A 26,911-nucleotide genomic window follows, 5' to 3' on the forward strand; every position below is an offset into this window, starting at 1 on the left:
GGGCGGGCCGGGGACGCGGTGCTCATCCCTTCACCGCCCCCTGGGTCAGGCCCGAGACGATCTGGCGCTGGAACAGCACGACGAGGATGACCACGGGGATGGTCACGACGACCGCGGCCGCGGAGATCGCGCCCGTCGGCTCCTCGAAGTACGACGCCCCGGTGAAGAACGCGAGCGCCGCCGGGACCGGTCGGGCCGCGCTCGTCGACGTGAGCGAGATGCCGTAGACGAAGTCGTTCCACGCGATGAAGAACGCGATGAGCGCGGTGGTGAACACGCCCGGCGCGGCGAGCGGGACGATCGCCTTGCGGAACGCCTGCCACGGCGTCGCGCCGTCGACCTGCGCGGCCTGCTCGAGCTCCCACGGGATCTGGCGGAAGAACGCCGCGAGCGTCCAGATGGAGATCGGGAGGGTGAGCGACAGGTACGGGATGATCAGGCCGAGCCAGGTGTCGTAGAGGCCGATGTTGCGCCAGAGGTTGAACAGCGGCGTGACGATCGACACGACGGGGAAGATCGACACGCCGAGCGCCGTGGTGAGGATGAGGCGCTTGCCCGGGAAGTCGAGGCGCGCGATCGCGTAGGCGCAGAGCGTGGCGAGCACGACGGCGATGACCGTCGCGATGAGCGAGATGCCGATCGAGTTGCGCAGCGCGGACAGGAACAGCTCCTGCGCGGACCCGCCGGACGCGAGGATCTGCTCGTAGTTGGCGGTGCTCCACTGCGGCGGCAGGAACGTCCCGGAGTTGATGTCGCTGGGCCCCTTGAAGCTCGTCATGAAGATCGACAGCACGGGGAACAGCGCCCCGACGAGCACGACGACCGTGATGACGGCCCACCAGATCTTGGCCTTGGTGCTGAGGACGCTGCCCATCACTTCTCCCCCCTCGCGCCGGCGAGATCCACCTTGAAGAGCTTGATCGCGATGAAGCAGATGAGCACGACGCACAGGAAGAGCAGCACCGAGATCGCCGAGCCCATGCCGATCTGGAGCTGGCCGATCGACGTGCGGTAGGCCAGCAGCGACAGCACCTCGGTGCCGTTCGCGCCGTTCGTCATGATGAAGACGTTGTCGAAGATGCGGAACGCGTCGAGCGCGCGGAACAGGACGGCCACCATGATCGCGGCCTTCATGTTCGGCACGATGACGCGGGTGAACCGCTGCCACGCGGTCGCGCCGTCGACCTTCGCGGCCTCCTCCAGGTCGCCCGGCACCTGCGCGAGGCCGGCGAGGAGCAGGAGCGAGATGAACGGGGTCGTCTTCCAGACCTCGGACGCGATGATGACGAACAGGCTCGTGCCCTGCTGCGCGAACCAGTTGAGGTCGGGCCCGACGCCCGGCACCCAGTCGAACCAGTGGTTGACGTACCCGGACGTGATGTCGAACGCGTAGAACCACGCGAACGCCGAGACGACCGTGATGATGCCGTAGGGCACGAGGATCGCGGTGCGCAGGAGCCCGCGCAGGCGCTTGATCGCGCGGTGCATGACGAGCGCGAGGGCGAAGCCCAGGATCAGCTCGATCACGACCGTGACGACCGTGATGAAGAGCGTGACCCCGAGGTCCCGCCACCACACGGAGTCCGTGAGGATCACGACGTAGTTGTTGAGCCCGACGAACGACCGGTCGTCCGGCGCGGTGAGCTTGTAGTTGAAGAGCGAGTCGTAGACGGCCTGGAGGATCGGGTACAGCGTCACGGCGAGCATGACGACGAACGCCGGCCCGGCGAGGTACCAGCCGAGGCGGGCCTCGGCCCGCGAGCGGTCGCTGCGTGCGGCCTTGGCGGCGGCGTCCGGCGCGCCGCGCGACCCCGACCGGGGAGCGGCCGCGCCGCGCGGCGGGGCGTCGTCGGTCGCCGTCGACGGCGTGGTGGCGTGCCGGCCGCGGGGTGCGGGCTCGGTCGGGGGTCCGGCGTTCACAGGAGTCGCTCCCCTCGCAGGACGGCGGTGATGAACTCGGTGGACTCCTGCGGCGTCGTGTCGGGGTCGACCGACGCGGGCGGGTACCACGTCTGCTGGAGGCCCGTGGAGACCTCGTTGTAGAACGGCGTCTGGGGCCGCGGCGCCGCCTGGTCGAGCGAGTCGCGGATGACGTCGTACATCGGGAACGCCTTCTGGACGTCCGGGTCGTCGTAGGCCTTGATGCTCGCGGCCGGGTTGCCGTTGGTGACGAAGTACTCGGCCTGGTTCTCGGGGCTCACGATGCACTGGGCCGCCTCGTAGGCGAGGTCGGTGTGCTTGCCGAACGCGCCGATGCCGAGCGAGATGCCGCCGTAGGGCGGACGGGCGTCCTCGCCCTCCGTCGTGCGCGGGTACAGCGCCCAGCCGATGTCGTCGAGGAGCGCCTGGTCGAGCGACCCGGCCTCGACGGCGCTCTGGGTGGACGACCAGACGAACGGCCAGTTCACCATGAACGACCCGCGGTCCCCCTGGAACTTGGTGAGCGACGCCGGCTCGTCCTCGCTCGGCAGGCCCGGCCCACCGACGCCCGAGGTGCCGATGCCCCCGATGATCTCTGCGGCGGCCTTGCCCGCGTCCGTGTCCAGACCGAGCTTCACCTCGTCGGCCGGGGCCTCGGGGTTGTCGATGATGTGGCCGCCCGCGCCCTCGACGAGCGCGTTGATCCACACCGTGAGCGACTCGGCCTTGGCGCCCTGGACGGCCAGGAGCTTGTCCTGGTCCTGGGCCGCCTGCATGATCTGCTCCCACGTGACGGGCTGCGACATGTCGAGCCCGGCGGCCTCGGCCACGGACTTGCGGTACCAGAGGAGCTGCGTGTTCGCCCAGAACGGGATGGCGACCAGCTCGTCCTTCCACGTCGAGGCGTCGATCGCGCCCTGCACCACGTCCTGCGTCGTCGCCTGCGCGACGTCGTCGGGCACGGGCGCCAGGAAGTCCGCCTCGGCGAACTCGGCGATGAACACCGGGTCGAGGCTCATGATGTCGATCGACGAGTCCTTCGCCGCGAGGCGGCGGGCGAGCTGCTCGCGCTGCGACGCGGCGTCGCGCGGCAGCAGCTCGGTCGTGATGCGGTACGCGCCCCCGGCGGCCTCGGTGCAGGCCGCCGCGATGTCGGCCTGGCCCCCGTTGTCCGGGTTGATGTACCACGTGAGCTCCGGCGTCCCGTCGTCGCCCGGGCCGCACGCGGCGAGCGGCGCCACGAGCCCCGCGGCGACCAGGACGGCGAGCGCTCGGGTGCGTCGGCGCACGTCAGCTCCCCTCGGTCGCGCTTCCCCGAGTACCGGGGGTGTCACCCTCCATGGATACCGCCCCCGGGCGCCGCCCGCCATGCGAACGGGCACGCGGGGCACGCCCCGACCTGCGCGATGATGGGAGCCATGACGTCTCCCGCCCCCGCACAGCCGGTCCGTTCGCTCACCCCCGCCGAGGCGTGGGCGACGCTGCGGACCGGGAACGACCGCTTCGTCGCCGACGCCCCGCTGCACCCGTCGCAGGGCGCGGACAGGCGGCGCGAGACGTCGGCCGCGCAGCACCCGCACACGGTCCTGTTCGGCTGCTCCGACTCCCGCGTCGCGGCGGAGATCATCTTCGACCAGGGCCTGGGCGACATGTTCGTCGTCCGCACCGCGGGGCACGTGGTGGACACCACGGTGCTCGGCTCGATCGAGTACGGCGTCGAGGTGCTGTCCGCGCCGCTCGTCGTGGTGCTCGGGCACGACTCGTGCGGCGCCGTGGGCGCGGCGGTCGAGACGCTGCGGACGGGCGCCCAGGCGAACGGGTTCGTCCGGGCCGTCGTCGACCGCGTCATCCCCTCCGTGGCGAAGATCACCGGCGCCGGGAACGGCACGCTGGAGAACCTCGACCCCGCCGTGCTGCGCCGCGAGCACGTGCGCAACACGGTCGACATGCTGCACTCCTACTCGGCGGGCCTCGCGGCCGCCGTCGCCGAGGGCCGCTGCGCGATCGTCGGCGTCGAGTACGACTTCGCCGAGGGGCGTGCGCACCTGGTCGACGTCGTGGGCGACGTCGGCGAGCAGCCCCGCGCCGACGCCTGACCCCACGGCCAGGGCTGGCCCGGCGGGCCCGGCGTGCTCGTCCCGGGCGGCTCCCGCCGACCTGCGCGCGACCCTCCCCGCAGCCCGCGTGACCTCGCTCACGCGGGTTGCGGGGGCCGGCGCGCGGTGCGGCAGGATGGCCCCATGACTGCATCTCCCGAGGCTCCCGGCGCCGCCGCCGGCGCGGCCGCACCGACGACCGAGTACCGCATCGAGCACGACACCATGGGCGAGGTGCGCGTGCCCGCGCAGGCCCTCTACCGCGCGCAGACGCAGCGCGCGGTGGAGAACTTCCCCATCTCGGGCACCCCGCTCGAGCGCGGCCACATCGAGGCGCTCGCCCGCGTGAAGAAGGCCGCGGCCCGCGCGAACGCGGAGCTCGGCGTGCTCGACGAGGACGTCGCGGCCGCCATCGTCGCCGCGGCCGACGAGGTCGCGTCGGGCGCGCACGACGCGCACTTCCCGGTGGACGTCTACCAGACGGGGTCCGGGACGTCGTCGAACATGAACACGAACGAGGTCCTCGCGACGCTCGCGACGCGCTCGCTCGGGCGCGACGTGCACCCGAACGACCACGTCAACGCGTCGCAGTCGTCGAACGACGTGTTCCCCACGTCGGTGCACGTCGCCGCGACGGCCGGGGTCGTGCGCGACCTGGTGCCCGCGCTGGGCCACCTCGCCGAGGCGCTCGAGGCGAAGTCCGCCGAGTTCGCGACGGTCGTGAAGTCGGGCCGCACGCACCTCATGGACGCCACGCCCGTGACGCTCGGCCAGGAGTTCGGCGGGTACGCCGCCGCGATCCGCTACGGCGTCGAGCGCCTGGAGTCGGCGCTCCCCCGCGCCGCGGAGGTCCCGCTCGGCGGCACCGCCGTCGGCACCGGCATCAACACGCCCGCCGGGTTCCCCCAGCGCGTCATCGCGCTGCTGGTCGAGGACACGGGTCTGCCCCTCACGGAGGCGCGCGACCACTTCGAGGCGCAGTCCTCGCGCGACGGCCTCGTCGAGCTCTCGGGCGCGCTGCGCACGATCGCCGTCTCGCTCACCAAGATCTGCAACGACCTGCGCTGGATGGGCTCGGGCCCGAACACGGGCCTCGGCGAGATCTTCATCCCGGACCTGCAGCCGGGCAGCTCGATCATGCCCGGCAAGGTCAACCCCGTCGTGCCCGAGGCCGTGCTCATGGTCGCCGCGCGCGTGATCGGCAACGACGCGACCGTCGCGTGGGCCGGCGCGTCGGGCTCGTTCGAGCTCAACGTGCAGATCCCCGTCATCGCGCAGGGCGTCCTCGAGTCGATCCGCCTCCTCGCGAACGCGTCGCGCGTCCTCGCGGACAAGACCGTCGCGGGCATCACGGCGAACGTCGAGCGCGCCCTCGCGCTGGCCGAGTCGTCGCCGTCGATCGTCACGCCGCTCAACCGCGTCATCGGCTACGAGGCGGCGGCGAAGGTCGCGAAGCACTCCGTCAAGGAGGGCCTCACCGTCCGCCAGGCCGTGATCGACCTGGGCTTCGTCGAGCGCGGCGAGGTCACCGAGGCGCAGCTCGACGAGGCGCTCGACGTCCTGTCGATGACGCGCCCGCCGCAGGCCTGAGCGTCCGCGACCCGGGTCCACGGAGGCCGGGCGGAGCGGGTCGTCCCGCTCCGCCCGGCCTCCGTCGTCCCCGGGTCGTGCGGGAGGACGTCAGTAGTCGACGGGGTCGAGGCGGCGCAGCACGACGGCGAGCAGGCGCGCGAGCTCGGCGCGCTCGGCCTCGTCGAGATCGACGAGCGCCGCGCGCTCCCGGTCGAGCTGCTGCGGGAAGACCTCGTCGACGAGCGTCGTCCCGGCGTCGGTGAGCGCGACGAGGACGCCGCGCCGGTCGCGCTCGGCGACGGTGCGCTCGACGAGACCGGCGCGCTCGAGCCGGTCGAGGCGCTTGGTGATCGACGCGCCGGGGGCGCCGGTCATCGTCGTGACCTCGCCCGCGCGCAGCGGCCGCCCGGCGCGGCGCAGCGCCGCGAGCACGTCGAACTCCGCGCGCGAGACGTCGTGCCGCGCCGCGGAGCGCTCCAGCGCCGCCTCGAGCAGCGCCGCGACGCGACGCAGCCGCGCCCCGACCGCCGACGTCGCGGTGTCGAGGTCCGGGCGCTGCTCAGCCCACTCCGCGCGCACGCGGTCGACGTAGTCCACGGACCCAGGATAGGGCGCGTCTCACACTCTTTCACTGGTGAAACATCTGGGAATCATCGCTAGGCTGGTCCGTCGATGCCCCTCTCCTCCCCCGCCCGCCCGGCGCTCGCGCCCGTGCGCGCCACCGCCCAGGACGTCCTCGACCCCGCCCACCTCCGCGCCGCCCTGCGCGTGAGCCCCGCCGACGCGACGCTCGCCGCCGCGCTGCGCTGCGGCGCCGCGGTCGCGCTCGCGATCGCCGTCCCGGGCCTGCTCGGGCGCCCCGGCCTTGCGGCGTTCGCGTCCCTCGGCGCGCTCACGTCGCTCTACGGCCGGTACGACCCGTACCGGCGTCGGGCCACGCTCCTCGCGACCGTCGGCGCGCTCATGACCGGCACGATCGCGGCCTTCACGCTCCTCGCCGCAGCGGGCACGCCCGCGCTCGTCACGACCGCCGCCGTCGCGCTCCTCGCCGCCGGGGCCACGGCCTTCTGCCTCCTCGTCCGCACGGGCCCGCCCGGCGCGACGATCGTCGTCTTCGCCGCGGGCGCGGGCCTCGCGGGCGCACCGACGCTCGCCGACATCGGGCCGCGCGCGCTCGCGGCGGCGTTCGGCGCGCTCCTCGCGGGGCTCGTGTGCACGGCCGGCGTGCTCGTCCGCCCGACGGCGCCCGCGCGCCTCGCCGTCCGCCGCGCCGCCGACGCCGTGCGCGCCGCCGAACGACCTGGGGCCGCGCGGCACGCCGCGCACGCTGCCCGGGGTGCCGTCGCCCGGGCGCGCGACGTCCTCGCGGACGACGCCTCCTGGTGGCGGACGCGGCCCGCCGTCCCCGCGCTCGCCGCAGAGCTCGACGCCGTCGAGGAGGCGCTCGACGCGAGCGGCGTGCCGCGCGGGGACACCGGCCCGGCGGTCCGCACGACACTGCGCGCCCAGGCGCGGTCCCGGGTCGCAGGACCCTGGCGGCTCCCGACCGTGCGCGTCGGCGTCGCCGGGCTCGTCGCCGGTGCGGTCGCCGCCGTCGCCGGCCTCGGGCACGCGGCGTGGGCGACCATGGGCTCGACCGCGGTGCTCCAGGGCGAGTCGACGCGCCACGCCGTCGTGCGGGCGCTGCAGCGCGGGGCCGGCACGGTCGCGGGCGCGCTCCTCGCCTGGCCGCTGCTCGCCGCGCCGCTCGGGTTCTGGGGGACGGCCGCCGTCGTCGTCGTGCTCCAGACCGCCACCGAGACGATCGTGGGGCGCCACTACGGGCTCGCGATGCTCACCATCACGCCCATGGCGCTGCTCATGACCTCGCTCGCGCACCCCGCCGACCCGTCGGCGCTCGCGCTCGACCGCGCGCTCGACACGGTCCTGGGCGCCGTCGTCGGCGTCCTCGCGGTGGTCCTCGTCCACCCGCGGACCCGCCGCCGCGCGAGCGAGACCCCCGGTCCGCCGAGGTAGAGGCCTGGCACCGCGAGGTAGAGGCCTGGTCATGACCAGACCTCTACCTCGGCGGCGGGTCAGACCTCGATCGACTCCAGCATCTCCGTGACGAGCGCCGCCACGGGCGACCGCTCGGAGCGCGTGAGCGTGACGTGCGCGAACAGCGGGTGGCCCTTGAGCGCCTCAATGACCGCGGCGACGCCGTCGTGCCGGCCCACGCGCAGGTTGTCGCGCTGCGCGACGTCGTGCGTGAGGACGACGCGCGACGACTGCCCGATGCGGGACAGCACCGTGAGCAGGACGTTGCGCTCGAGCGACTGCGCCTCGTCGACGATGACGAACGCGTCGTGCAGCGAGCGCCCGCGGATGTGCGTGAGCGGGAGCACCTCGAGCATCTCGCGGTCGATGACCTCGTCGAGCACCTGCGGCGAGACGAGCGCGCCGAGGGTGTCGTAGACGGCCTGGGCCCACGGGTTCATCTTCTCGGCCTCGGAGCCGGGCAGGTACCCGAGCTCCTGCCCGCCGACGGCGTACAGCGGCCGGAACACCATGACCTTGCGGTGCTGCCGGCGCTCCATGACGGCCTCCAGCCCCGCGCACAGCGCGAGCGCCGACTTGCCCGTCCCGGCCCGCCCGCCGAGCGAGACGATCCCGACGCTCTCGTCGAGCAGCAGGTCGATCGCGACGCGCTGCTCCGCGGAGCGCCCGTGCAGCCCGAACACCTCCCGGTCGCCCCGCACGAGCTGGACGTGCTTGTCCGCGGTGACGCGCCCGAGGGCGGACCCTCGCGGCGAGTGCACGACGAGACCGGTGTGGCAGTGCAGGGGGCCGGCCGCCTCCACGACCTCCGGGTCCAGGCTCGTGAGCTCGACCGACTCGTGCTCCCAGAGCGCCGCCGCCTCCGCGTCGGTGAACGAGATCTCGCCCATCCCCGTCCAGCCCGAGTCCACGGCGAGCTCGTGCCGGTACTCCTCGGCGCGCAGGCCCACGGCCGACGCCTTGACCCGCATCGGCAGGTCCTTGGACACCACCGTGACGTCGTGGCCCTCCGCCGCGAGGTTCGCGGCGACGGAGAGGATCCGGGTGTCGTTGTCCCCCAGCCGGAACCCGGCCGGCAGCACGCCCGGGTCGGTGTGGTTGAGCTCCACGCGCAGCGTCCCGCCGCCGTCGCCGACCGGGATCGGGGCGTCGAGCCGGCCGTGCTTGACCCGCAGGTCGTCGAGCATGCGCAGCGCGCTGCGCGCGAAGTACCCGAGCTCGGCGTGGTGGCGCTTGGCCTCCAGCTCGGTGATGACGACGACCGGGAGGACCACGTCGTGCTCGGCGAACCGCCCGATGGCGCGCGGGTCGCTCAGCAGGACCGACGTGTCGACGACGAACGTGCGGCGCGCGCCGTCCGGTGCGTCGTCCTGCGGTGTGGGTGAGGTACCGGGGGTGGGTGAGGAATGGACCACGAGGGCTCCCCTCCGGCGCACGCGCGCCGTTCTCTCTCTGGGCGAGGCGGGCGACCGGCCGTCGGGCCGTGGGTGCCACGGCTCAGCAGCGCCGGTGCCGGCCCTCCTGAGCGGAGCGTGAACCCCATCGGCTGGCCTCCCGGAGGACGGCGAAGGTGCCGTCCGTCTCCTCGAAACTACGCCCGTGTGATTCGGGTCACCACCCCCGACACGCCTCCGCGCGAGGTTTAACCCACCGTTCACGCGGAGGCCGCACCCGCGGGCCGCGCGAGATCGACCCGAGCGTCCGAGACCGGCCCTCCGGGGGCCGGCGTCGTGACGGTCGGGTCGATCCCGGACAGGTCAGTGCTCGACGTGCTTCGGCGCCATCGCGATCGCGGCGACGAACCCGAGCACGAGCACCACGGCCGTGACCGCGAGCGTCTGCCCGACGGCGGTCGCGAAGCCCTGGTGGAACGCGGTGGTCGCGGCGTCCGTGACCTGGCGCGCGACGTCGTCGGGCACGCCCGGCGGGAGGTCGAACGACCCGCCCTGGCCCCCCTGGAGCGACCCCGCGTTCGCGAACCCGTCGACGAACTGCTGGCGGAACTGCTCGGGGAGCGAGGCCGCCGCGTCCCGCGCGGCCGCCGGGAGGGTCACCGCGAGGCGCGCGGTGAGCGTCGCGACGATCGCCGCCGACCCGATCACGCCGCCCACCTGGCGCGTCGTGTTGAAGGCGCCCGCGCCCGCCCCGGCGGTGCGGTGGTCGAGGCCCGACGTCGCGAGGTTCGCGAGCGGCGAGAAGACGCACCCGGTGCCGATGCCGAACAGCGTCATGGGGAGCACGATCGTCACCACCGACACGCCCGGCCCGACGACCGCCGCGAGCCAGCCGATCGCGACCGCGAGGACGCCGAACCCCGTCGCGACGACCCACTTCGCGGGCACGCGATCGGACAGGCGGCCGGCGAGCGGCGCGACGATCCCCGACACGAGCGAGCCCGGCAGGTTGACCAGCGCGGCGTGCAGCGGCGACAGGCCGAGGATCGACTGGAGGAAGATCGTCAGCGGGAAGAAGATGCCGATCATCGCGAAGGACACGGACATGCCCGCGACGTTCGCGAGCGAGAAGTTGCGCGAGCGGAAGAGCCGCAGCGGCAGCAGCGCGTCGTCGCCGAGCCGGCGCTGCCACAGCACGAACGCGGCCAGCACGAGCAGGCCGACGCCGATCACGCCCCACACCGTGACCGGCCCGGTGATCGTGCCCCAGTCGTACGTCTGGCCCTCCTGGAGCCCGAAGACGACCGCGAAGAGCCCGACGACGGACAGCACGACGCCGACCACGTCGAACGAGCGCTTGTTCGTCGCGAGCCGCGGGAGCCGCACCAGGGCGAGCCACAGCGCGACGACCCCGACCGGGACGTTGACGAAGAAGATCCACTCCCAGCCCCACGACTCGACGAACAGCCCGCCGAGCAGCGGGCCGGCGATCGTCGCGACGCCCGCCGTCGCGCCCCACAGCCCCATGGCCGCGCCGCGCTGCCGCGGCGGGAACACGCGCGTGATCATGGCCATCGTCTGCGGCGTCATGAGCGCCGCGCCGACGCCCTGGACGACGCGCGCGGCGATGAGCATCCCGATCGAGCCCGACAGCCCGCACCACGCGGACGCGAGCGTGAACACCGCCAGGCCGACGACGAACACCGGCTTGGGCCCGTACCGGTCGCCCAGGCGACCCGCGAGCAGGAGCAGCACCGCGTACGAGAGCAGGTAGGCGCTGTTGACCCAGCCGACCGCGACCAGCGAGGCGTCGAGCTCGCGCTGGAGCGTGGGGACCGCGATGTTCACGATCGTGGTGTCGACCATGATCATGAAGAAGCCGAGGATGAGCGGCGGCAGGATGCTCCAGGCGCTGCGGCCGTGCAGGTCGACGAGGGGCACGACGCGCGCGCCGGCCTCGGCGGGTGCCGGGGCCGGGCCGGTGCCCGGGGCGGGAGTGGTCACGAGGACTCCTGAGGTGAGGTCGTGCGGGAGTGGCGGAACGCGGGCCCGGGCTCCTCGGTCCAGCTCAGCGCGCCGGACGTGACGTCCGCGACGGTCGCGTCGAGCCAGGCGATCTCGGCCCGGGTCTGGTGGAGCTCGAAGTGGGCGTCGAGCAGGTAGCGGCGGGGCAGGCCGCGTGCGACCACGTCGTCGAGGCGCTCACGTACCCCGTCGATCGCGGCCGCGAGCGCCGCGCGACGCTCGCGGAGCAGCGCGAGGGCGTCCTCGCGCGGGAGGTCGTGCACGAGCGCGAGCCCGACCGGGAAGGCGGGGTACTCGCGCGGCGTCTCGCGGACGAGGTCGCGCGTGCGGGCGTCGTGCGCGGCCACGCCCGCCGGGGTGATGGCGTAGAGCGTCCGCTCGGGCCGGTTGCCGTCCCGGTCGACGCCCGCGCGCTCGACGAGGCCGTCGCGCTCGAGGCGGTCCACCGCGTGGTAGACGGCGCCGGGGTTGAGCCGCACGAGGCGGTCGTCGCGCCGCTTGCGCAGGCGCACGAGCATCTCGTACGGGTGCATGGGCTGCTCGAGCAGCACGGCGAGCACGAGGGTCGCCGTGGGGCTGAGGCGCGGGGAGGTCACGGTGGTCTCCGGGACGGGGTGGCGGGGTAGCAGGCCGGCGGGTGGGGAGCTCGCGTCCGGCTGGAATATTCCGGTTGGAATATACGCCTGCGCTCGGCCGGTGTCGACCGCCGAGGCCGGCACGCGCGGCGTCGCGGAGGTCGCGCGCGCGGGGGGGTCGCGGGGGGCGGGGTCGCGCGGGCGCGACGGCGCGCGTAGGTTCGCGAGTCATGAGCGCCCCCGAGCTCCTGGACCTGGACGCGACCGCGCTCGCCGGCGCCCTGCGCGCCGGCGACGTCTCCCCCGTCGAGGTCCTCGACGCGACGCTCGACGCCGCCGCCGGGGTCGGTGCCGCCGTCGGCGCCTTCACCGTGCTCACCCCGGACCTCGCGCGCACGCAGGCCCTCGCCGCGCAGGACGCGCTCGTGGCGGCGCGGCGCGACGGCCGGGCCGGTCCCCACGACGCCCTCCCGCCGTTCCTCGGCGTCCCCTGCCCCGTCAAGGACCTCACGATGGTCGAGGGCGTGCCGATGCGCGCGGGCTCGGCCGCGATCGACCCGTTCCCCGCCCCGTACGACGACGGCGTCGTGACGCTCCTGCGGCGCGCCGGCACGGTGATGGTCGGCAAGACCTCGACCCCGGAGCTCGGCCTCCCCTGCTACACGGAGCCCGACGTCGGCCCGACCGCCCGCACCCCGTGGGACCTCGCGCGGTCCGCGGGCGGGTCGAGCGGGGGTGCGGCCGCCGCGGTCGCGGCGCGCGTCGTCCCCGTCGCGCACGGGAGCGACGGCGGCGGCTCGCTGCGCATCCCCGCGAGCGCGTGCGGGCTCGTCGGGCTCAAGCCGTCGCGCGGGCTCGTGAGCCCGGGCCCGTACGGGGTCGACGGCGCGGGGCTCGCGACGCACGGCGTCCTCACCCGGTCGGTCCGCGACACCGCCGCGTTCCTCGACGTGCTCGCGCGCCCCTGGCCCGGCGACACCTTCACCGCGCGGCTCGGCGCCCCGCCGGACGGGCGGCGGCTCCGCGTCGGGCTGCTGCTGGAGCCCGTGATCGCCGCCGACGCCCCCGTGCACCCGGCGTGCGCCGACGCCGCCCGCGCGGCGGCGGAGCTCCTCGTCCGGCTCGGGCACGACGTCGTCGAGATCCCGCCCCCGTTCGGGGCCGAGCGCTGGGACGCGTTCGCGGCGCTGTGGTCCGTCGGGGCGCTCCAGGCGCCCGTCCCGCCGGAGCGCGAGCACCTGCTCGTGCCGCTCACGCGGTGGCTGCGCGAGCGCGGGCGCGCGGTGAGCGGGCTCGCGTACGCGACGGCGCTCGCGGGGGTGCAGCAGCTCACGCGCGAGGTCGCCGCCGCGTGGTCGGGCGTCGACGTCGTGCTCTCCCCCACGCTCGCGCAGCCGCCCGCGCTCGTCGGCAGCCAGCGCGTCGACGACGACCCGGCCGCCGACTTCGCCGCGCAGACGGCGTTCACGCCCTGGACGAGCGTCTGGAACCTCACGGGGCGGCCCGCCGTCTCCCTCCCGCTCGGCGAGGCGCGCGTCACCGACCCCGACGGGTCGTCCGCGACCGTCCCCGTCGGGGTCATGCTCGGCGCGGACCACGGGGACGACGCCCTGCTGCTGACCCTCGCGGCGCGCCTCGAGGAGGCCGCGCCGTGGTCCCGCCGCCGTCCGGGGACGTCGTCGTGACGGCGTACGCCTGCCTGCTGTTCGCCGTGAACGTGGGCGGGCGGAAGGTCCCGTCGACCGCGCTGCGGGACCTCGCGGGCGAGCTGGGGCTCGCGCACGCCCGCACGGTCGTGAACAGCGGGAACCTCGTCGTCGGGCCGGGGTCGTCCGGTGCGTCATCGCCCGCGGACGTCGCGCGCCTCCTGCACGACGGCGTCGCCGAGCGCTTCGGCGTCGACGCCGCGGTCGCGGTGCTCACGACCGAGCGGCTCCGGAAGATCGTGCGCGGGAACCCGCTGCCCGACGACGCCGCCGACCGCCCGGCCGGGCTGCTGGTCCACGTGGGCGAGGAGCCCGTCGACCCGGACGCCGCCGCCGCGCTCGGGCCGCGCCTGACGACCGAGCGCGCCGTCGTCGCGAACGGCGTCCTCTACGTCGCCTACCCCGACGGCGTCGGTCGGTCGAGGCTGACGGCGGCCGTCCTCGCGAAGGCGGCCGGGACCCCGGTGACGGGCCGGAACTGGAGAACGACGACGCGCCTCCTCGCGCTCGCCGAGGACACCCCGCCCTGACGCGCGCGGCGGGACGAGCGCCAGGAGACTGGACCGCGAGCCGGACACGTCGACCGCGAGGGGTGCGCAGCCCCGTAGGATCGTGGGCGGTGTGCCGGGAAGTCTGGTCGGCCACGGTCCGCGACGCGGCCGTGCGACACGACAGCGACCCCGGGAGCACGATGACCCACGCCGCCCTGCCCTCCGGCCCCTCGGCCACCCCGCCGACCGACCGCCCCTCCCCCGGTGCACGCCTGCGCCGCTGGGTCGGGCGCGAGACGACGGGCGGCGCCCTGCTCATCGGCGCGGCGCTGCTCGCGCTGGTCTGGGCCAACTCGCCCTGGCGCGAGTCCTACCTGACGCTGTCGAGCACCGTCGTCGGCCCGTCCTCCCCGCTGCACCTCGACCTGACGCTGTCGACGTGGGCGGCCGACGGCCTGCTCGCGATCTTCTTCTTCGTCGTCGGCGTCGAGCTCAAGCAGGAGTTCGTCGCGGGCAGCCTGCGCAACCCGAGGCAGGCGGGCGTCCCGGTGCTCGCGGCGATGGGCGGCATGACGGTGCCGGCCCTGATCTTCGTCGCCGTCCTGCTGACCACGGGCGACCCGGGCGCGCTGCACGGGTGGGCGATCCCCACGGCGACGGACATCGCGTTCGCGCTCGGCGTGCTCGCCGTCTTCGGCCGTGGGCTCCCCGTCGCGATCCGCACGTTCCTGCTCACGCTCGCGGTCGTCGACGACCTGCTCGCGATCGTCGTCATCGCGATCTTCTACACGGCGGAGCTGCGGTGGGGCTACCTCGGGCTCGCGCTGCTCGCCGTCGCGCTCTACGCCGTCCTCGTGCGCGCTCGCCGCACCCGCTGGTGGCTCCTGCTGCCCGTCGCGGTGGTCGCCTGGGCGTTCATGCACGAGTCGGGCGTCCACGCCACGATCGCCGGCGTCCTGCTCGGCTTCACCGTCCCGGCGCTCGCGGTGCACGGGGAGCGCGAGTCGCGCACGCAGCGCTTCGAGCACACGGTGCGCCCGCTCTCGCAGGGTGTCGCGCTGCCGGTGTTCGCGTTCTTCGCGGCCGGCGTCTCGATCGTGGGCGGCGAGACGCCCGTCGGGGAGGTGCTGACGCAGCCCGTCGTGCTCGCCATCGTCCTCGGCCTCGTCGTCGGCAAGCTCGTGGGCGTGCTCGGGGTCACGGCGCTCGTCACGCGCTTCACGCCGCTGCGGCTCGCGGCCGGCATCGGGGTGCGCGACCTCCTGCCCGTCGGGTTCCTCGCGGGCATCGGCTTCACCGTCTCGCTCCTCATCGCGGAGCTGTCGTTCCCCGACGCCGAGCACACCGACGGCGCGAAGATCGCGATCCTCGCGGCGTCCACGATCGCGGCGGTGCTGGCCGCGCTCGCGCTGCGCTGGGACGCCCGCCGGGCCCGCTCGAACGACATGAACCGCGACGACCTCCCGGACGACGTCACCGACTTCATCGGTGACCCGAAGGACCGCCTGGAGCACTAGCCCGAGCGGGCCCGCCCTGCTCAGCAGGCGGCGGCGACCTCGAACCGGCCGGGCGCGGCCTCGCGCAGCGTCGTGACCGTCGCGTCGCCCTGCCCGAGGTACGCGAGCGAGCCGACCGCGTAGTACGGGTTGTAGGGGTTCACGCCGTAGGAGATCGCGCGCCCCGCGGCCCGGTGCTGCGCGTTCGTCGCGGTGCCGCACCACGGCCCGGTCGGCGCCTGCACCGTCACCGTGACCTGCGCGGTCGACGCGTTCCCCGCCGTGTCGACCGCGCGGGCCTTGAGCACGTGGGAGCCGGCCGCGAGCGCCGTCGTGTCCCAGTCGAACCCGTACGGGGCGGTGCGCAGCGTCGCGAGCGCCGCGCCGTCGACGCTCAGCTCGACGCGGTCGACCGCGCGGTCGTCGGACGCCGAGGCCTCCACGCGGATCGTCCCCGAGACGGCGGCGCCCGCGCCGGGCGCGGTGATCGCGACCGTCGGCGCCGTGACGTCCGGGTCGGGGCCCGGGTCGCGGTCGACGCGCCGGTTGCTCGCGAACAGGAAGTCGGTGAGGTAGGCCGGGTAGTCGATGCTGTTCGTCGACACGTAGGACCCGCCGGGACCTCCGCCCGCGGGCCACGCGTGCGCGAGCCCGGTGTTCTGGACCAGCGAGACGCGCGGGCCGGCGGCGTCGGACCAGAGCGTCCCCGTGCCCGCTCGGTTCGTGCCCGCGAGCCCGGCGAGCGAGAACGACGACGTGGTCCCGGCCCCGTAGAGGTCGGCCATGACCTGGGCGTTGAGCGTCCCGTACCCGGTCGCGACCGTCGTGTCGGCGCTGCCGAAGACGACGGACGTCACCTGCGAGCCGAAGTCCGCCGCGTGCGTCCCCGCGAAGGTCCGGCACGTCGAGCGCGCCTGCGCGAGCGTCGTCGCGACGCTCCCGATCTGGCCCGACGTCGTCCCGACCGTCGGCCCCGCCGCGATCCCCACGCCCGCGAACACGTCGGGCGCGAGGCAGCCCATGACCATCGCCTGGCCGCCGCCGGACGACAGGCCGCTCACGTAGACCTGGTCCGGGTCGATGCCGAGCGAGGCGTCTGCCAGCAGGGTCGAGACGAGGTCGAGCAGGTTGTCGTCGTGCCGCGCGGGGTTCGTGCGGCTGTGGTTCGTGTCGTAGTAGTCCCAGCAGCCGAGCAGGACGCCGCCGTTCGGCGCGGCGGGGACCGCGACGACCATGCCGTGCTCGTCGGCGGTCGCGGTCCAGTTGCCGCCGGTCTTGAGCACCTGCGACGTCTGGACGCACCCGTGCAGGGAGATCATGAGCGCTCGACCGCCGGGGAGCGCGGGCGCCGTCGACGGCCGGTAGAGCTCGACCGTCATCCCGCCGGCGGTGCGCTGGGACCACGACCCGGCGGCCGTGGCCGGTGCGGTGACGAGCGGGGCGAGCACGACCGCGAGCGCCGCGCCGAGGGCGAGCGCGACGGCGCTCCGACGGGAGCGAGCGCGCTGTCTGAGGGAGTGCCTGACCATCTGAACCTCCACGTCGAGGTCGGGTCGCCGTCGGCGCTTCGCGCACCGTGGCGCGCACCGTCGCGCGCCGGACCCGGGCGAGCCGGACGTTACGTGTGACCTGAATCACCTGTCAACATCACGCCACCCCGCCCGGCGGGCTCGCAGCACCGGGCGCGCGACGGTCCCGCCCGCCGCGGGTTGACACCGCGCCGCCCGGGGATCCATGATTCCCGCAACCTGAATCGCCTCTCATGTTCGAGCGGCGCTCCCCCTCAGGACCACCCAACGAAGGGCGAAGTCATGCGGACGAAGAAGTCCCAGCGGCCGGCGCTCGCCGTCGCCGCGCTCGCGGCCGCGAGCCTCGCGCTCGCCGCCTGCGCGCCGACCGACGCGAGCGGCGGCGGCAGCACCGGAGGCGAGACCAGCACGAGCGCCGACCCGGTCGACGTCGGCATCATCTACTCCAAGACCGGGCCGCTCGCGGCCTACGGCGAGGCCTACTACGAGGGCTTCCAGGCCGGTCTCGACTACGCGACCGACGGCACGGGCGAGGTCGACGGCCGCCCCGTCAACGTGACGTTCCACGACGACGGCGGCGACCCCGACAAGGCGGTCGGGCAGGCCAAGGACCTCATCGGCAAGGGCTACCAGATCCTCGGCGGGACGGTCGTGTCCGGCGTGGCGCTCAAGCTCGCCGAGCAGGCCGAGCAGAACAAGGTGCTCTACATCTCCGGGCCCGCCGCGGTCGACGCGCTCACGGGCATCAACGACTACACGTTCCGCTCGGGGCGCCAGTCGCTCCAGGACGTGGCGACCGCCGGCACGTTCGTGGACCCGGACGGTGCGAAGGTCGTCGTGTTCGCCCAGGACAACGCGTTCGGCCAGGGCAACCTCGCCGCGGTCGAGGCCGTCCTCGGCGCGCAGGGCGCCGAGGTGACGAGCGTGCTCGTGCCGGAGGACGCGACGGAGTTCACGCCGTTCGCGCACCAGATCGTCGACGCCGCGCCCGACCTCGTGTTCGTCGCGTGGGCCGGGGCGACGTCGGGCGCGATGTGGCAGGGCCTCGACCAGCAGGGCGTCCTCGACGCGACCACGGTCGTCACCGGGCTCGGCGACGTCGCGACCTACGGCGCGTACGGCGCCGCGGCGAGCAAGGTCGACTTCCTCAACCACTACTTCCCCGGCGCCGCGGGCACCGAGGTCGAGGCCGCGATGCTCGCGTCCGTCGAGGAGGCCGGGAAGCAGGCCGACCTCTTCACGCCCGACGGCTTCGTCGCCGCGCAGATGATCGTCCACGCGATCGCCGAGGGCGGCGACGACGTCGACGCCATGGTCGACGCGCTCGAGGGCTGGAGCTTCGACGGCCCCAAGGGCACGACGACGGTCCGCGCGTCCGACCACGCGCTCGTCCAGCCGATGTACCAGGTGAAGCTCGTGGCCGAGGGCGACGGCTGGGCTCCCGAGCTCGTCGCCGAGGTGCCGGGCGACGACGTCGCGCCGGCCGAGGCGGGCTGACGTGGGCGAGCCGCACACCCTCCCCGCGCTCGAGGTCCGCGACCTCGGGCTCCAGATCGGCGGCGCGCGGATCCTGCGGGGCGTGAGCCTCGCCGTCGGGCAGGGCGAGATGCTCGGCGTGATCGGGCCGAACGGCGCGGGCAAGACGACGCTCTTCAACCTGGTCTCGGGGATCCACCGCCCGACAAGCGGGGCGGTGCTCCTCGAGGGCGCGGACGTGACGACCACCTCGGTGGCCGCGCGCGCCCGCGCGGGCCTGGGCCGCACGTTCCAGACGTCGAGCCTGTTCCCGCGCCTGAGCGTCCGGGAGAACGTGCGGCTCGCCGCGCAGGGGCGCCTCGGCGGCGCCCTGTCGGTGCTGCGCTTCCCGCGTCGTGGCGACGCCGCGACGCGGGAGGCGGACCGGCACCTGGAGACCGTCGGGCTCGTGCGCCGCGCCGAGGTCGCCGCGGGCGACCTGTCGCACGGCGACAAGCGCAAGCTCGAGATCGCGGTGCTCCTCGCGACCGAGCCGCGCGTCGTGCTGCTCGACGAGCCCATGGCGGGCGTGTCGTCGGCCGACGTGCCCGGCCTCGTCGAGGTCATCCGCGACCTGCACGCGACCGGCTGCACGGTGCTCATGGTCGAGCACCACATGGACGTCGTGCTGGGGCTCGTGGACCGCGTCGCCGTCATGCACCACGGCGAGCTGCTCGCGTGCGACACCCCCGACGCCGTCATGGCGGACCCGACGGTGCAGAGCGCCTACCTCGGCGTCACGGCAGGAGAGGCAGCATGAGCGGCAGCAGCAGGAGCACCGCCCAGCCCGCGGTCGGGAGCGACGTGCCCGTCCTCGAGGTGCGCGGGCTGTCCGCGCGCATCGCGGGCCAGCAGGTCGTCGAGGACGTGACCTTCTCCGTCCCGGCCACCGGGGTCACGGCGGTGCTCGGCCGCAACGGTGTCGGCAAGACGTCGACCCTCAAGGCCGTGCTCGGCCTGATCGAACGCCGGGGCGAGGTGCTGCTCGCGGGCGAGCGCGTCGACGGCGAGCGCACGGACCGGATCGTGCGGCGCGGCGTCGGGTACGTGCCCGAGGACCGGGAGGTGTTCGCCGGGCTCACGGTCGCGGAGAACCTGCGCCTCGCCGAGCGCGACGCCCACCCGCGGCGCGAGCTCGTCGCCGAGCTCTTCCCGGACCTCGTGCAGCGCGCCGCCCAGCGCGCGGGCACCCTCTCGGGCGGTCAGCAGCAGATGGTGTCGCTCGCGCGCGCCCTGCTCAACGCCAACCGCCTGCTCCTCGTCGACGAGCCCACCAAGGGCCTCGCGCCCCGGATCGTCGGGGAGGTGTCGGACGCGCTCGCGGAGGCGGCCCGCACGGTCCCGATCCTGCTCGTCGAGCAGAACCTCGAGGTCATCGAGCGGCTCGCCGAGCGCGTCGTCGTGATCGACGCGGGCCGCGTCGTGCACACCGGTCCCGCGCGCGAGCTTCTCGACGACCCCGACCGCGTCCAGCAGCTCCTCGGCGTGCACGCCGAGGTCGACCACCACGGAACCGAAGGGGCGGTGGCCCGGTGAGCACGATCGTCCTCCTCCTCGTCACGGGGCTCGGCCTCGGGGCGCTGTACTTCCTCGTCGCGTCGGGCCTGTCGCTCATCTACGGGCTCATGGGCGTCCTCAACTTCGCGCACGGTTCGTTCCTCACGCTCGGCGCGTTCGGCGGCTGGTTCGTCGCGCGCTCGCTCGGCGCGGACTCGTGGGGCGTCTTCGCGCTCTCGCTGCTCGCCGGGGCCGTCGTCGGGGCGGGGGCCGCGGCGCTCACCGAGCTCCTGCTCATCCGCCCGCTCTACGAGCGGCACATCGAGCAGGTGCTCGTCACCGTCGGGCTCTCGCTCGCGTCGGTCGCGCTGTTCGAGGGCATGTGGGGCTCGGACCCCGAGTTCATCTCCGGCCCGGCGTGGCTCAAGGGCACGACCGACCTGGCGGGCGCGCCGGTGCCCAACGACCGGTTCGTCGCGATCGGCGCCGCGGCGCTCGTGCTCGGCGCGATCGTGCTGTTCCTCCAGCGCACCCGCTACGGGCTCATCATCCGCGCGGGCGTCGAGAACCGGTCCATGGTCACCGCGCTCGGCATCGACGTGCGCAAGGCGTTCACGCTCGTCTTCGCGGTCGGCGGCGCCGCCGCAGGGCTCGGCGGGGTCCTCGCCTCGCAGTACTTCGGGTACGTCTCCCCGCACCTCGGCGGGTCGCTGCTCATCTTCGCGTTCATCGTCACCGTCATCGGCGGGCTCGGCTCCCTGACCGGCGCGGCGGTCGCGTCCGTGCTCGTCGCGGTCCTCCAGCAGTTCGCGAACTACTACCTCGGCTACGGCGACCTGCTCGTCGTGCTCCTGCTCGCGCTCGTGCTCCTCGTCCGTCCCACCGGCCTCCTCGGGAGGGCAGCCGCATGACCACCCAGACCGCTCCCCCGACCCCGGCCGCACCCGCCGACGACGCACCGCGCGCCGACCGACCCGCCCGCCGGGCGCCGTCGGGCACGCTGGTCCGCACGCTCGCGGGCGTCGCGCTCGTCGCGGTGCTCGCGTGCCTCCCGCTGCTCGCGATCCACGTGCCGGGCGTGCTGCCCGGACCGACGTACACGCCCGGCGCGCTCCAGATGATGGCGATGTGCTGGCTCATCGGCGCCCTCGCGCTGAGCTACCACCTGCTGTTCGGCGTCGCGGGCCTGCTGAGCTTCGGGCACGCGCTGTACTTCGCGGCGGGGCTGTACGGGCTCGCGATCGTGCTCGACACGACCGAGATCCCGCTCCTGCCCGCCGCGGCGCTCGTGCTCGTCGGCGGGATCGTGCTCGCGCACGTCGTCGGGGCCATCTCGCTGCGGGTCACGGGCATCTCGTTCGCCATGGTCACCCTCGCGTTCGCCCAGGCGGGCAACGTGCTCGTGCGCCGCAACCCCGGCGGCGCGACCGGCGGCGAGGAGGGCCTCGCGCTCGCGACCCGGAACGTCCCCGACGCGTTCGTGGGCGTGCTCAACACGCGCAACCTCTACTGGCTCGCGCTCGCCGTGCTCGTCGTGGTCTACCTCGTGGTGCTGTGGGTCGAGCGGTCGCGCGCGGGGCACGTCGCGGCGGCGACGCGCGAGAACGAGATGCGCGTGCGCGTCATCGGCGGGCGCCCCTACCTCGTCAAGCTCCTCGTGTTCGTCCTCGCGGCGACGCTCGCGACCGTCGTCGGCATGGCGTACCTGCTGCTCCAGTCGGGGGCCGTGCCGCGCGCGACGTCGGCCGACTTCACGCTCACGCTCCTCGTCATGGTCGTGCTCGGCGGCGTCGGGTCCCGGTGGGGCGCGATCGTCGGCGGCGTCCTCTACACGATCCTCGACCAGCGGCTCGGGACGCTCGCGAGCTCCGCGGCGGTCGCGGACCTGCCGGCCGTGCTGCGCGTGCCGCTCAGCGAGCCGCTGTTCCTGCTCGGGACCCTCTTCATCCTCGTCGTGATGTTCCTGCCCGGCGGCATCGCCGGGGCCGCGTCGCGCCTCGCCGCGCGCCGCCGCCCGCGGGAGGATCGGGAGGAGGCCCGCGAGCGCCTGGAGGAGGTGGCATGACGACGCAGCACCCGGGCGCCCAGGACGGCCTGCACACCCTCGGGCGCTGGACGCGCGACCGCGCGCTCGCGACGCCCGACCGCGTCGCCGTCGACGACCGCGGCGTGACCCTGCGCTATCGCGACCTGCACGAGCGCGCGAGCGCCCTGGCGGCGGCGTTCCGCGAGGCGGGCTACGGCGTCGGGGACCGCGTCGCGACCGTCACGGGCAACAGCGCCGACCAGGTCGTGCTGTTCTTCGCGTGCGCGCAGGCCGGGCTGGTGCTCGCGCCGCTGTCGTGGCGGCTGTCGCCCGGCGAGCTCGCCGCCCAGGTCGAGCAGGCCGACCCGGCGCTCGTGCTCGTGGAGCAGGAGTTCTCCGGCCTCGCGGACGCGGCGTTCGACCGGCTCGACCCGCTGCGCCGGCTCGACGCGGAGCGGCTCGGCCGCCCGCCCCGGCGGGCGGAGCTCGGGCGCAGCGGCGTCGAGGCGCACGTCCCGCCGCCGTCGCGGCAGGGTCCCGCGCCGGAGCGCCGGCCCGTGCGCGACGACGACCCGCTCCTCCTCGTGTTCACGTCCGGCACGCAGGGCACGCCCAAGGGCGCGCTGCTCACGCACGCGAACTGCTTCTGGACGAACCTGTCGCTCTCGCGCACGGTCGAGCTGACGAGCCACGACGTCGTGCTGAGCGTGCTGCCGCAGTTCCACGCGGGCGGGTGGAACATCCAGCCGCTGCTCGCGTGGTGGACCGGCGCGACGGTCGTCCTGGAGCGCACGTTCGAGCCCGAGCGCGTGCTCCAGCTCGTCGCCGAGCGCCGTGTCACGACGATGATGGGCGTCCCGACGAACTATCTGCTCCTCGCGGAGCACCCCGGCTTCGCGGACGCCGACCTGTCGTCGCTGCGGCACGCCGTCGTGGGCGGCGCGCCCATGCCGGAGCCGCTGCTGCGCACGTGGCACCGCCGCGGCGTCGCCCTCTCGCAGGGCTACGGGCTCACGGAGGCGGGCCCCAACGTGCTGTGCCTGCCCGACGACCAGGCCCGCGAGCGCAGCGGCTCGGCCGGCACGCCGTACCCGCACGTCGAGGTCGCCGTCGCCGACCCGGTGACGGGCCGCCACCTCGACGGGCCCGCGGCGGGCGAGCTGCTGGTCCGCGGGCCGGGGGTGTTCGCCGGGTACTTCCGCGACGAAGCCGCCACGGCCGCGGTCCTGCGCGACGGCTGGCTGCGCACCGGCGACCTCGTCGAGCGCGACGCCGACGGGTGCTACCGCGTGGTCGACCGCCTCAAGGACGTCTTCATCGTCGGCGGCGAGAACGTCACGCCGTCCGAGGTGGAGGCCGTGCTCCGCCGCCACCCCGCGGTGGCGGACGTCGCCGTCGTGGGCGTCCCCGACGACCGGTGGGGCGAGGTCGGGGCCGCGTTCGTCGTCCCGCGCGCCGGCCACCCCACCGACGCCGAGGAGCTGGAGGCGTTCTGCCGCCGCGAGCTCGCGCACTTCAAGGTCCCGCGCCGCTTCGACCTCGTCCCGTCCCTGCCCCGCACGTCGCTGCACAAGGTGTCGCGCCGCTCGCTCGCCGAGCGCGTGACCGTCCCGGAGGACTCATGAGCACCCAGCCCCGCACCGCCCGCGGCAACCGCACCCGGGCGAAGATCCTCGCCGCGGCCGAGCAGGTGTTCGCCGAGGTCGGGTACCACGACGCGTCGATCGTGAAGATCACCGAGTCCGCGGGCGTCGGGCAGGGCACGTTCTACCTGTACTTCGAGTCGAAGATCGACGTGTTCGACGAGCTCGTCGACGACCTCAACCGCCGCGTGCGGCACGCGATGATCGAGGCGAGCTCGCAGGCGACGACGCGCCTGGCCGCCGAGCGCGCGGGCTTCGAGGCGTTCTTCCGCTTCACCGCCGAGCACCCGGCGCTCTACCGGATCGTGCGGCAGGCCGAGTTCGTCTCGCCCGGGGCGCTGCGCCGCCATTACGCGCGCATCGTCGAGGGCTACATGACCGGGCTCGACAAGGCGCGCGCGAACGGCGAGGTCGGCCACGACGTCGACCCGGAGGTCGCCGCGTGGGCGCTCATGGGCATCGGCGAGATCGTCGGGATGCGCTGGGTCCTGTGGGGCGGGCGCTGGGACGAGGGCGCAGAGCCGCCGTCGTACGACACCGCGGCCGCCGAGGTCCCCCCGCACGTGTTCGAGCAGACCATGCAGTTCATCGAGCGCGCGCTCGCCGCGCCGCGGACCGCACCGACCGCGACCGGGCCCGCCACCTCGACCGACACCGAAGGAGACGCGCGATGACCGTCCCCGCCACCGTCCCCGGCACCGCCCCGACCCTCGCCGGGCGGCGCGCGCTCGTCACGGGCGGCGCGAGCGGCATCGGCGCCGCGTGCGCGCGCGAGCTCGCCGCGCGCGGCGCGCACGTGACCGTCGCCGACGTCGACCCCGACGGCGCACAGCGCCTCGCGGACGAGCTCGGCGGCGAGGCGTGGGTCGTCGACCTCGCCGACACGCGCGCGCTCGACGACCTCACGCTCGACGTCGACGTCCTCGTCAACAACGCGGGCGTCCAGCGCGTGAGCCCCATCGAGGACTTCCGCCCGGACGACTTCCGCCTGCTGCACGCGATCATGCTCGAGGCGCCGTTCCTGCTGGTCCGGGCCGCGCTCCCGAGGATGTACGCGCGCGGGTTCGGGCGCGTCGTCAACGTGTCGTCCGTGCACGGCCTCGTGGCGTCGCCGTTCAAGTCGGCGTACGTGTCCGCGAAGCACGGGCTCGAGGGCCTGTCCAAGGTGACGGCCCTCGAGGGCGGCCCGCACGGGGTGACGAGCGTGTGCGTCAACCCCGGCTACGTTCGCACGCCGCTCGTCGAGAAGCAGATCGCGGACCAGGCGCGCGTGCACGGCGTCCCCGAGGCCGAGGTGCTCGCGACCGTGCTCCTCGCGGAGTCCGCGGTGAAGCGGCTCGTCGAGCCGGAGGAGGTCGCGTCGCTCGTCGGCTGGCTGACCGGCCCGGACGCGTCGATGGTCTCGGGCGCGTCGTGGACGATCGACGGCGGCTGGAGCGCCCGGTGACCGCGGCCACGACCGCGCCGGACGACGTCACCGCCGCGACCCACACCTACGCGACGCTCGACGTGCCCGTCGCGGGCGGGCGCCTGCGCGTCGGCGTGTGGGACCCGGTCGGCCCGCCCGCACCCGAGCCGGGCGCCCGGCCCGACGGCGGCGCGCCCCCCGCGCACGACGCCGTCCCGACCGTCCTCGCCGTGCACGGCATCACGGCGTCGCACCGCGCGTGGCCGGCCGTCGTCGCGGCGCTGCCGGGCGTGCGCGTCGTCGCGCCCGACCTGCGGGGGCGCGGGCGCAGCAACGGCCTGCCCGGCCCGTACGGCATGGGCGCGCACGCGGACGACCTCGCGACGGTCCTCGACGCGCTGGGGATCGACCGCGTCGTCGCGCTCGGCCACTCCATGGGCGCGTTCGTGTCCGTCGTGCTCGCGCACCGCCACCCCGGCCGCGTCTCCCGGCTCGTGCTCGTCGACGGCGGCATCCCGCTCCCGCCGCCGACCGGGCTCGCGCCGGACGCGACGCACGACGAGGTCCTGCGCGCCCTGCTCGGCCCGGCCGTCGAGCGCCTCGAGCGCACGTTCGCCGACCACGAGGAGTACCGCGGCTTCTGGCGCGCGCACCCCGCCTTCGCGAGCGCGTGGGACGAGCCGTGGGCCGACGTCGTCGCGGGGTACGTCGACTACGACCTCGTCGGCGAGGCGCCCGCGCTGCGCCCGGCGTCGTCGGGCACGGCGGTCTCCGCCGACTCGCTCGAGCTCTACGAGGGCGGGCCGCTCGCGGACGCGCTCGCGGGCGACCACCCGCTCGACGTGCCCCTCGTACTGCTGCGCGCGCCCCGCGGCCTGCTCGACGAGCCCGAGGCCCTCTACTCCCCCGAGCACCTCGCCGTGTGGCGCGTGCGGCTGCCGGGGCTGCGCACCCGCGACGTAGCGGGTATCAATCACTACACGATCATCATGAGCCCGCCCGGCGTCGAGGCCGTCGCGGGCGAGACCCTGCGGGCCCTGGCCGCCGTCACGAGCGACGGACCCGGACCGGCGAGTGACGAGGAGGTCACGGCATGAGCCCCACGATCGCGTCCCCACGAGGGACCGGGCTGGACAAGGTGGTCGCGTCCGCGGCCGAGGCCGTCGCGGACGTGCCCGACGGCGCGTCGCTCGCCGTCGGCGGGTTCGGCCTGTGCGGCAACCCCATCGCGCTCATCGAGGCGCTGCTCGCCCAGGGCACGCGCGACCTGTGGGTCGTGAGCAACAACTGCGGCGTCGACGACTGGGGCCTCGGGGTCCTGCTCGGCGCCGGCCGCATCCGGAAGATGACGAGCTCGTACGTCGGGGAGAACAAGGAGTTCGAGCGCCAGTTCCTCTCGGGCGAGCTTGAGCTCGAGCTCACCCCGCAGGGCACGCTCGCCGAGAAGCTGCGCGCCGGCGGCGCGGGCATCGCCGGGTTCTGGACGCGCACGGGCGTCGGCACGCAGGTCGCCGAGGGCGGCCTCCCCCAGCGGTACGACGGCGCGGGCGGCGTCGCGCAGGCCAGCGCGCCCAAGGAGGTGCGCACGTTCGGCGTCGGGCCGCGCGGTCGCGACGGTGCGTTCGCCGACGAGGCAGAGTTCGTGCTCGAGGACGCGATCACCACGGACTTCGCGCTCGTGCACGCGCTGCGCGGCGACCGGCACGGCAACCTCGTGTTCCACCGGTCGGCCCGCAACTTCTCCCCGCTGGCCGCGATGGCGGGCCGCGTGTGCGTCGCGCAGGTCGAGGAGCTCGTCGAGCCCGGCGAGATCGACCCCGACGCCGTGCACCTGCCCGGCGTGTTCGTGCACCGCGTCGTCGAGGTGGGCCCGGACGTGCCCAAGCGCATCGAGCGCCGCACCGTGCGCTCGGCCGCCCCGACCGACCAGCCCGCGCCCGCGCCGTCGGGCACCGCGACCACCGTGAAGGAGGGCTGAGCC

24 protein-coding genes are annotated in these 26,911 nt (G+C 74.8%); 16 read left to right on the forward strand and 8 right to left on the reverse strand.

The window, feature by feature from the left end; translation table 11 throughout:
- Window positions 1-22 precede the first annotated feature (22 nt).
- Genes B8281_RS16475 through B8281_RS16485 form a run of 3 tightly spaced genes read right to left on the reverse strand, consistent with a single transcriptional unit; the run spans window position 23 to window position 3,209 of the window.
- Window positions 23-874: a carbohydrate ABC transporter permease gene (locus B8281_RS16475; protein WP_034651432.1), complete on the reverse strand. Its 852-nt coding sequence runs from the start codon at window positions 872-874 to the stop codon at window positions 23-25.
- Entirely contained in the window at window positions 874-1,920 is a 1,047-nt protein-coding gene (locus B8281_RS16480) for a carbohydrate ABC transporter permease (protein WP_085388276.1), read from the reverse strand. Before B8281_RS16480 ends, B8281_RS16475 begins: the two co-directional genes overlap by 1 nt.
- Window positions 1,917-3,209 carry an extracellular solute-binding protein gene (locus B8281_RS16485; RefSeq protein ID WP_043659768.1) on the reverse strand — a complete coding sequence of 431 codons (1,293 nt, stop codon included), beginning with the start codon at window positions 3,207-3,209 and terminating at the stop codon, window positions 1,917-1,919. Before B8281_RS16485 ends, B8281_RS16480 begins: the two co-directional genes overlap by 4 nt.
- Window positions 3,210-3,338: 129 nt before the next feature.
- Between B8281_RS16485 and B8281_RS16490 the strand changes: the two genes are divergently transcribed.
- Window positions 3,339-4,016 carry a carbonic anhydrase gene (locus B8281_RS16490; protein ID WP_043659766.1) on the forward strand — a complete coding sequence of 226 codons (678 nt, stop codon included), beginning with the start codon at window positions 3,339-3,341 and terminating at the stop codon, window positions 4,014-4,016.
- Between the two features lie 144 nt (window positions 4,017-4,160).
- The gene (locus B8281_RS16495; protein WP_085388278.1) at window positions 4,161-5,606 is read left to right on the forward strand and encodes a class II fumarate hydratase; all 1,446 of its coding nucleotides are present in this window, start codon (window positions 4,161-4,163) and stop codon (window positions 5,604-5,606) included.
- A 90-nt stretch (window positions 5,607-5,696) separates the two neighbouring features.
- Here B8281_RS16495 and B8281_RS16500 read toward each other — a convergent pair whose 3' ends face one another.
- A complete protein-coding gene (locus B8281_RS16500; protein ID WP_085388279.1) occupies window positions 5,697-6,185 on the reverse strand; it encodes a MarR family winged helix-turn-helix transcriptional regulator in 489 nt (162 codons plus the stop codon).
- A gap of 75 nt (window positions 6,186-6,260) precedes the next feature.
- Between B8281_RS16500 and B8281_RS16505 the strand changes: the two genes are divergently transcribed.
- Complete coding sequence (locus B8281_RS16505) at window positions 6,261-7,604, forward strand: FUSC family protein (protein ID WP_085388280.1); 1,344 nt, start codon at window positions 6,261-6,263, stop codon at window positions 7,602-7,604.
- A 59-nt stretch (window positions 7,605-7,663) separates the two neighbouring features.
- Here B8281_RS16505 and B8281_RS16510 read toward each other — a convergent pair whose 3' ends face one another.
- The 3 genes from B8281_RS16510 to B8281_RS16520 form a co-directional block, all read right to left on the reverse strand.
- Window positions 7,664-9,040 (reverse strand): PhoH family protein, encoded by a 1,377-nt coding sequence (locus tag B8281_RS16510; protein WP_085388281.1) that lies wholly within the window; start codon window positions 9,038-9,040, stop codon window positions 7,664-7,666.
- A 342-nt stretch (window positions 9,041-9,382) separates the two neighbouring features.
- On the reverse strand, window positions 9,383-11,023 hold the full coding sequence (locus B8281_RS16515) for a DHA2 family efflux MFS transporter permease subunit (RefSeq protein WP_157446662.1): 1,641 nt from the start codon (window positions 11,021-11,023) through the stop codon (window positions 9,383-9,385).
- Window positions 11,020-11,640, reverse strand: a complete 621-nt coding sequence (locus B8281_RS16520; protein WP_051028208.1) for a PadR family transcriptional regulator — start codon at window positions 11,638-11,640, stop codon at window positions 11,020-11,022. Before B8281_RS16520 ends, B8281_RS16515 begins: the two co-directional genes overlap by 4 nt.
- Before the next feature lie 209 nt (window positions 11,641-11,849).
- On the opposite strand from B8281_RS16520, the gene B8281_RS16525 reads away from it, so the two are divergent.
- The 3 genes from B8281_RS16525 to nhaA all read left to right on the forward strand — a co-directional run bounded on the left by B8281_RS16525 (window position 11,850) and on the right by nhaA (window position 15,333).
- Entirely contained in the window at window positions 11,850-13,304 is a 1,455-nt protein-coding gene (locus B8281_RS16525) for an amidase (RefSeq protein ID WP_085388282.1), read from the forward strand.
- Window positions 13,271-13,855, forward strand: a complete 585-nt coding sequence (locus tag B8281_RS16530; protein WP_085388283.1) for a DUF1697 domain-containing protein — start codon at window positions 13,271-13,273, stop codon at window positions 13,853-13,855. The genes B8281_RS16525 and B8281_RS16530 overlap by 34 nt, the downstream gene beginning before the upstream one ends.
- Window positions 13,856-14,016: 161 nt before the next feature.
- Window positions 14,017-15,333, forward strand: coding sequence for a Na+/H+ antiporter NhaA (gene nhaA, locus B8281_RS16535; RefSeq protein WP_085388284.1), 1,317 nt, complete (start codon window positions 14,017-14,019; stop codon window positions 15,331-15,333).
- 20 nt (window positions 15,334-15,353) lie between these two features.
- Here the strand turns inward: nhaA and B8281_RS16540 are convergent, their stop codons facing one another.
- A complete protein-coding gene (locus B8281_RS16540; protein WP_085388285.1) occupies window positions 15,354-16,841 on the reverse strand; it encodes a PHB depolymerase family esterase in 1,488 nt (495 codons plus the stop codon).
- A 282-nt stretch (window positions 16,842-17,123) separates the two neighbouring features.
- On the opposite strand from B8281_RS16540, the gene B8281_RS16545 reads away from it, so the two are divergent.
- From B8281_RS16545 to B8281_RS16590, 10 genes are read left to right on the forward strand one after another with little or no spacing between them, the layout of a single operon-like run.
- On the forward strand, window positions 17,124-18,338 hold the full coding sequence (locus tag B8281_RS16545) for a substrate-binding domain-containing protein (protein WP_085388286.1): 1,215 nt from the start codon (window positions 17,124-17,126) through the stop codon (window positions 18,336-18,338).
- 1 nt (window position 18,339) lies between these two features.
- The gene (locus B8281_RS16550) at window positions 18,340-19,116 is read left to right on the forward strand and encodes an ABC transporter ATP-binding protein (protein WP_085388287.1); all 777 of its coding nucleotides are present in this window, start codon (window positions 18,340-18,342) and stop codon (window positions 19,114-19,116) included.
- Window positions 19,113-19,892, forward strand: coding sequence for an ABC transporter ATP-binding protein (locus tag B8281_RS16555; protein WP_021482277.1), 780 nt, complete (start codon window positions 19,113-19,115; stop codon window positions 19,890-19,892). The genes B8281_RS16550 and B8281_RS16555 overlap by 4 nt, the downstream gene beginning before the upstream one ends.
- Window positions 19,889-20,764 (forward strand): branched-chain amino acid ABC transporter permease, encoded by an 876-nt coding sequence (locus tag B8281_RS16560; protein ID WP_076405207.1) that lies wholly within the window; start codon window positions 19,889-19,891, stop codon window positions 20,762-20,764. The genes B8281_RS16555 and B8281_RS16560 overlap by 4 nt, the downstream gene beginning before the upstream one ends.
- Entirely contained in the window at window positions 20,761-21,918 is a 1,158-nt protein-coding gene (locus tag B8281_RS16565) for a branched-chain amino acid ABC transporter permease (RefSeq protein WP_085388288.1), read from the forward strand. Before B8281_RS16560 ends, B8281_RS16565 begins: the two co-directional genes overlap by 4 nt.
- On the forward strand, window positions 21,915-23,504 hold the full coding sequence (locus B8281_RS16570; RefSeq protein ID WP_085388289.1) for a class I adenylate-forming enzyme family protein: 1,590 nt from the start codon (window positions 21,915-21,917) through the stop codon (window positions 23,502-23,504). Before B8281_RS16565 ends, B8281_RS16570 begins: the two co-directional genes overlap by 4 nt.
- Window positions 23,501-24,196 (forward strand): TetR/AcrR family transcriptional regulator, encoded by a 696-nt coding sequence (locus B8281_RS16575; RefSeq protein ID WP_051028213.1) that lies wholly within the window; start codon window positions 23,501-23,503, stop codon window positions 24,194-24,196. The genes B8281_RS16570 and B8281_RS16575 overlap by 4 nt, the downstream gene beginning before the upstream one ends.
- A complete protein-coding gene (locus B8281_RS16580) occupies window positions 24,193-24,969 on the forward strand; it encodes a 3-hydroxybutyrate dehydrogenase (RefSeq protein ID WP_085388290.1) in 777 nt (258 codons plus the stop codon). Before B8281_RS16575 ends, B8281_RS16580 begins: the two co-directional genes overlap by 4 nt.
- A complete protein-coding gene (locus B8281_RS16585) occupies window positions 24,966-26,027 on the forward strand; it encodes an alpha/beta hydrolase (protein WP_085388291.1) in 1,062 nt (353 codons plus the stop codon). Before B8281_RS16580 ends, B8281_RS16585 begins: the two co-directional genes overlap by 4 nt.
- Window positions 26,024-26,908 (forward strand): CoA transferase subunit A, encoded by an 885-nt coding sequence (locus tag B8281_RS16590; protein ID WP_051028159.1) that lies wholly within the window; start codon window positions 26,024-26,026, stop codon window positions 26,906-26,908. The genes B8281_RS16585 and B8281_RS16590 overlap by 4 nt, the downstream gene beginning before the upstream one ends.
- Window positions 26,909-26,911 lie beyond the last annotated feature (3 nt).

It is taken from the genome of Cellulosimicrobium sp. TH-20, assembly GCF_002105775.1.
Lineage (GTDB): Bacteria > Actinomycetota > Actinomycetes > Actinomycetales > Cellulomonadaceae > Cellulosimicrobium > Cellulosimicrobium funkei.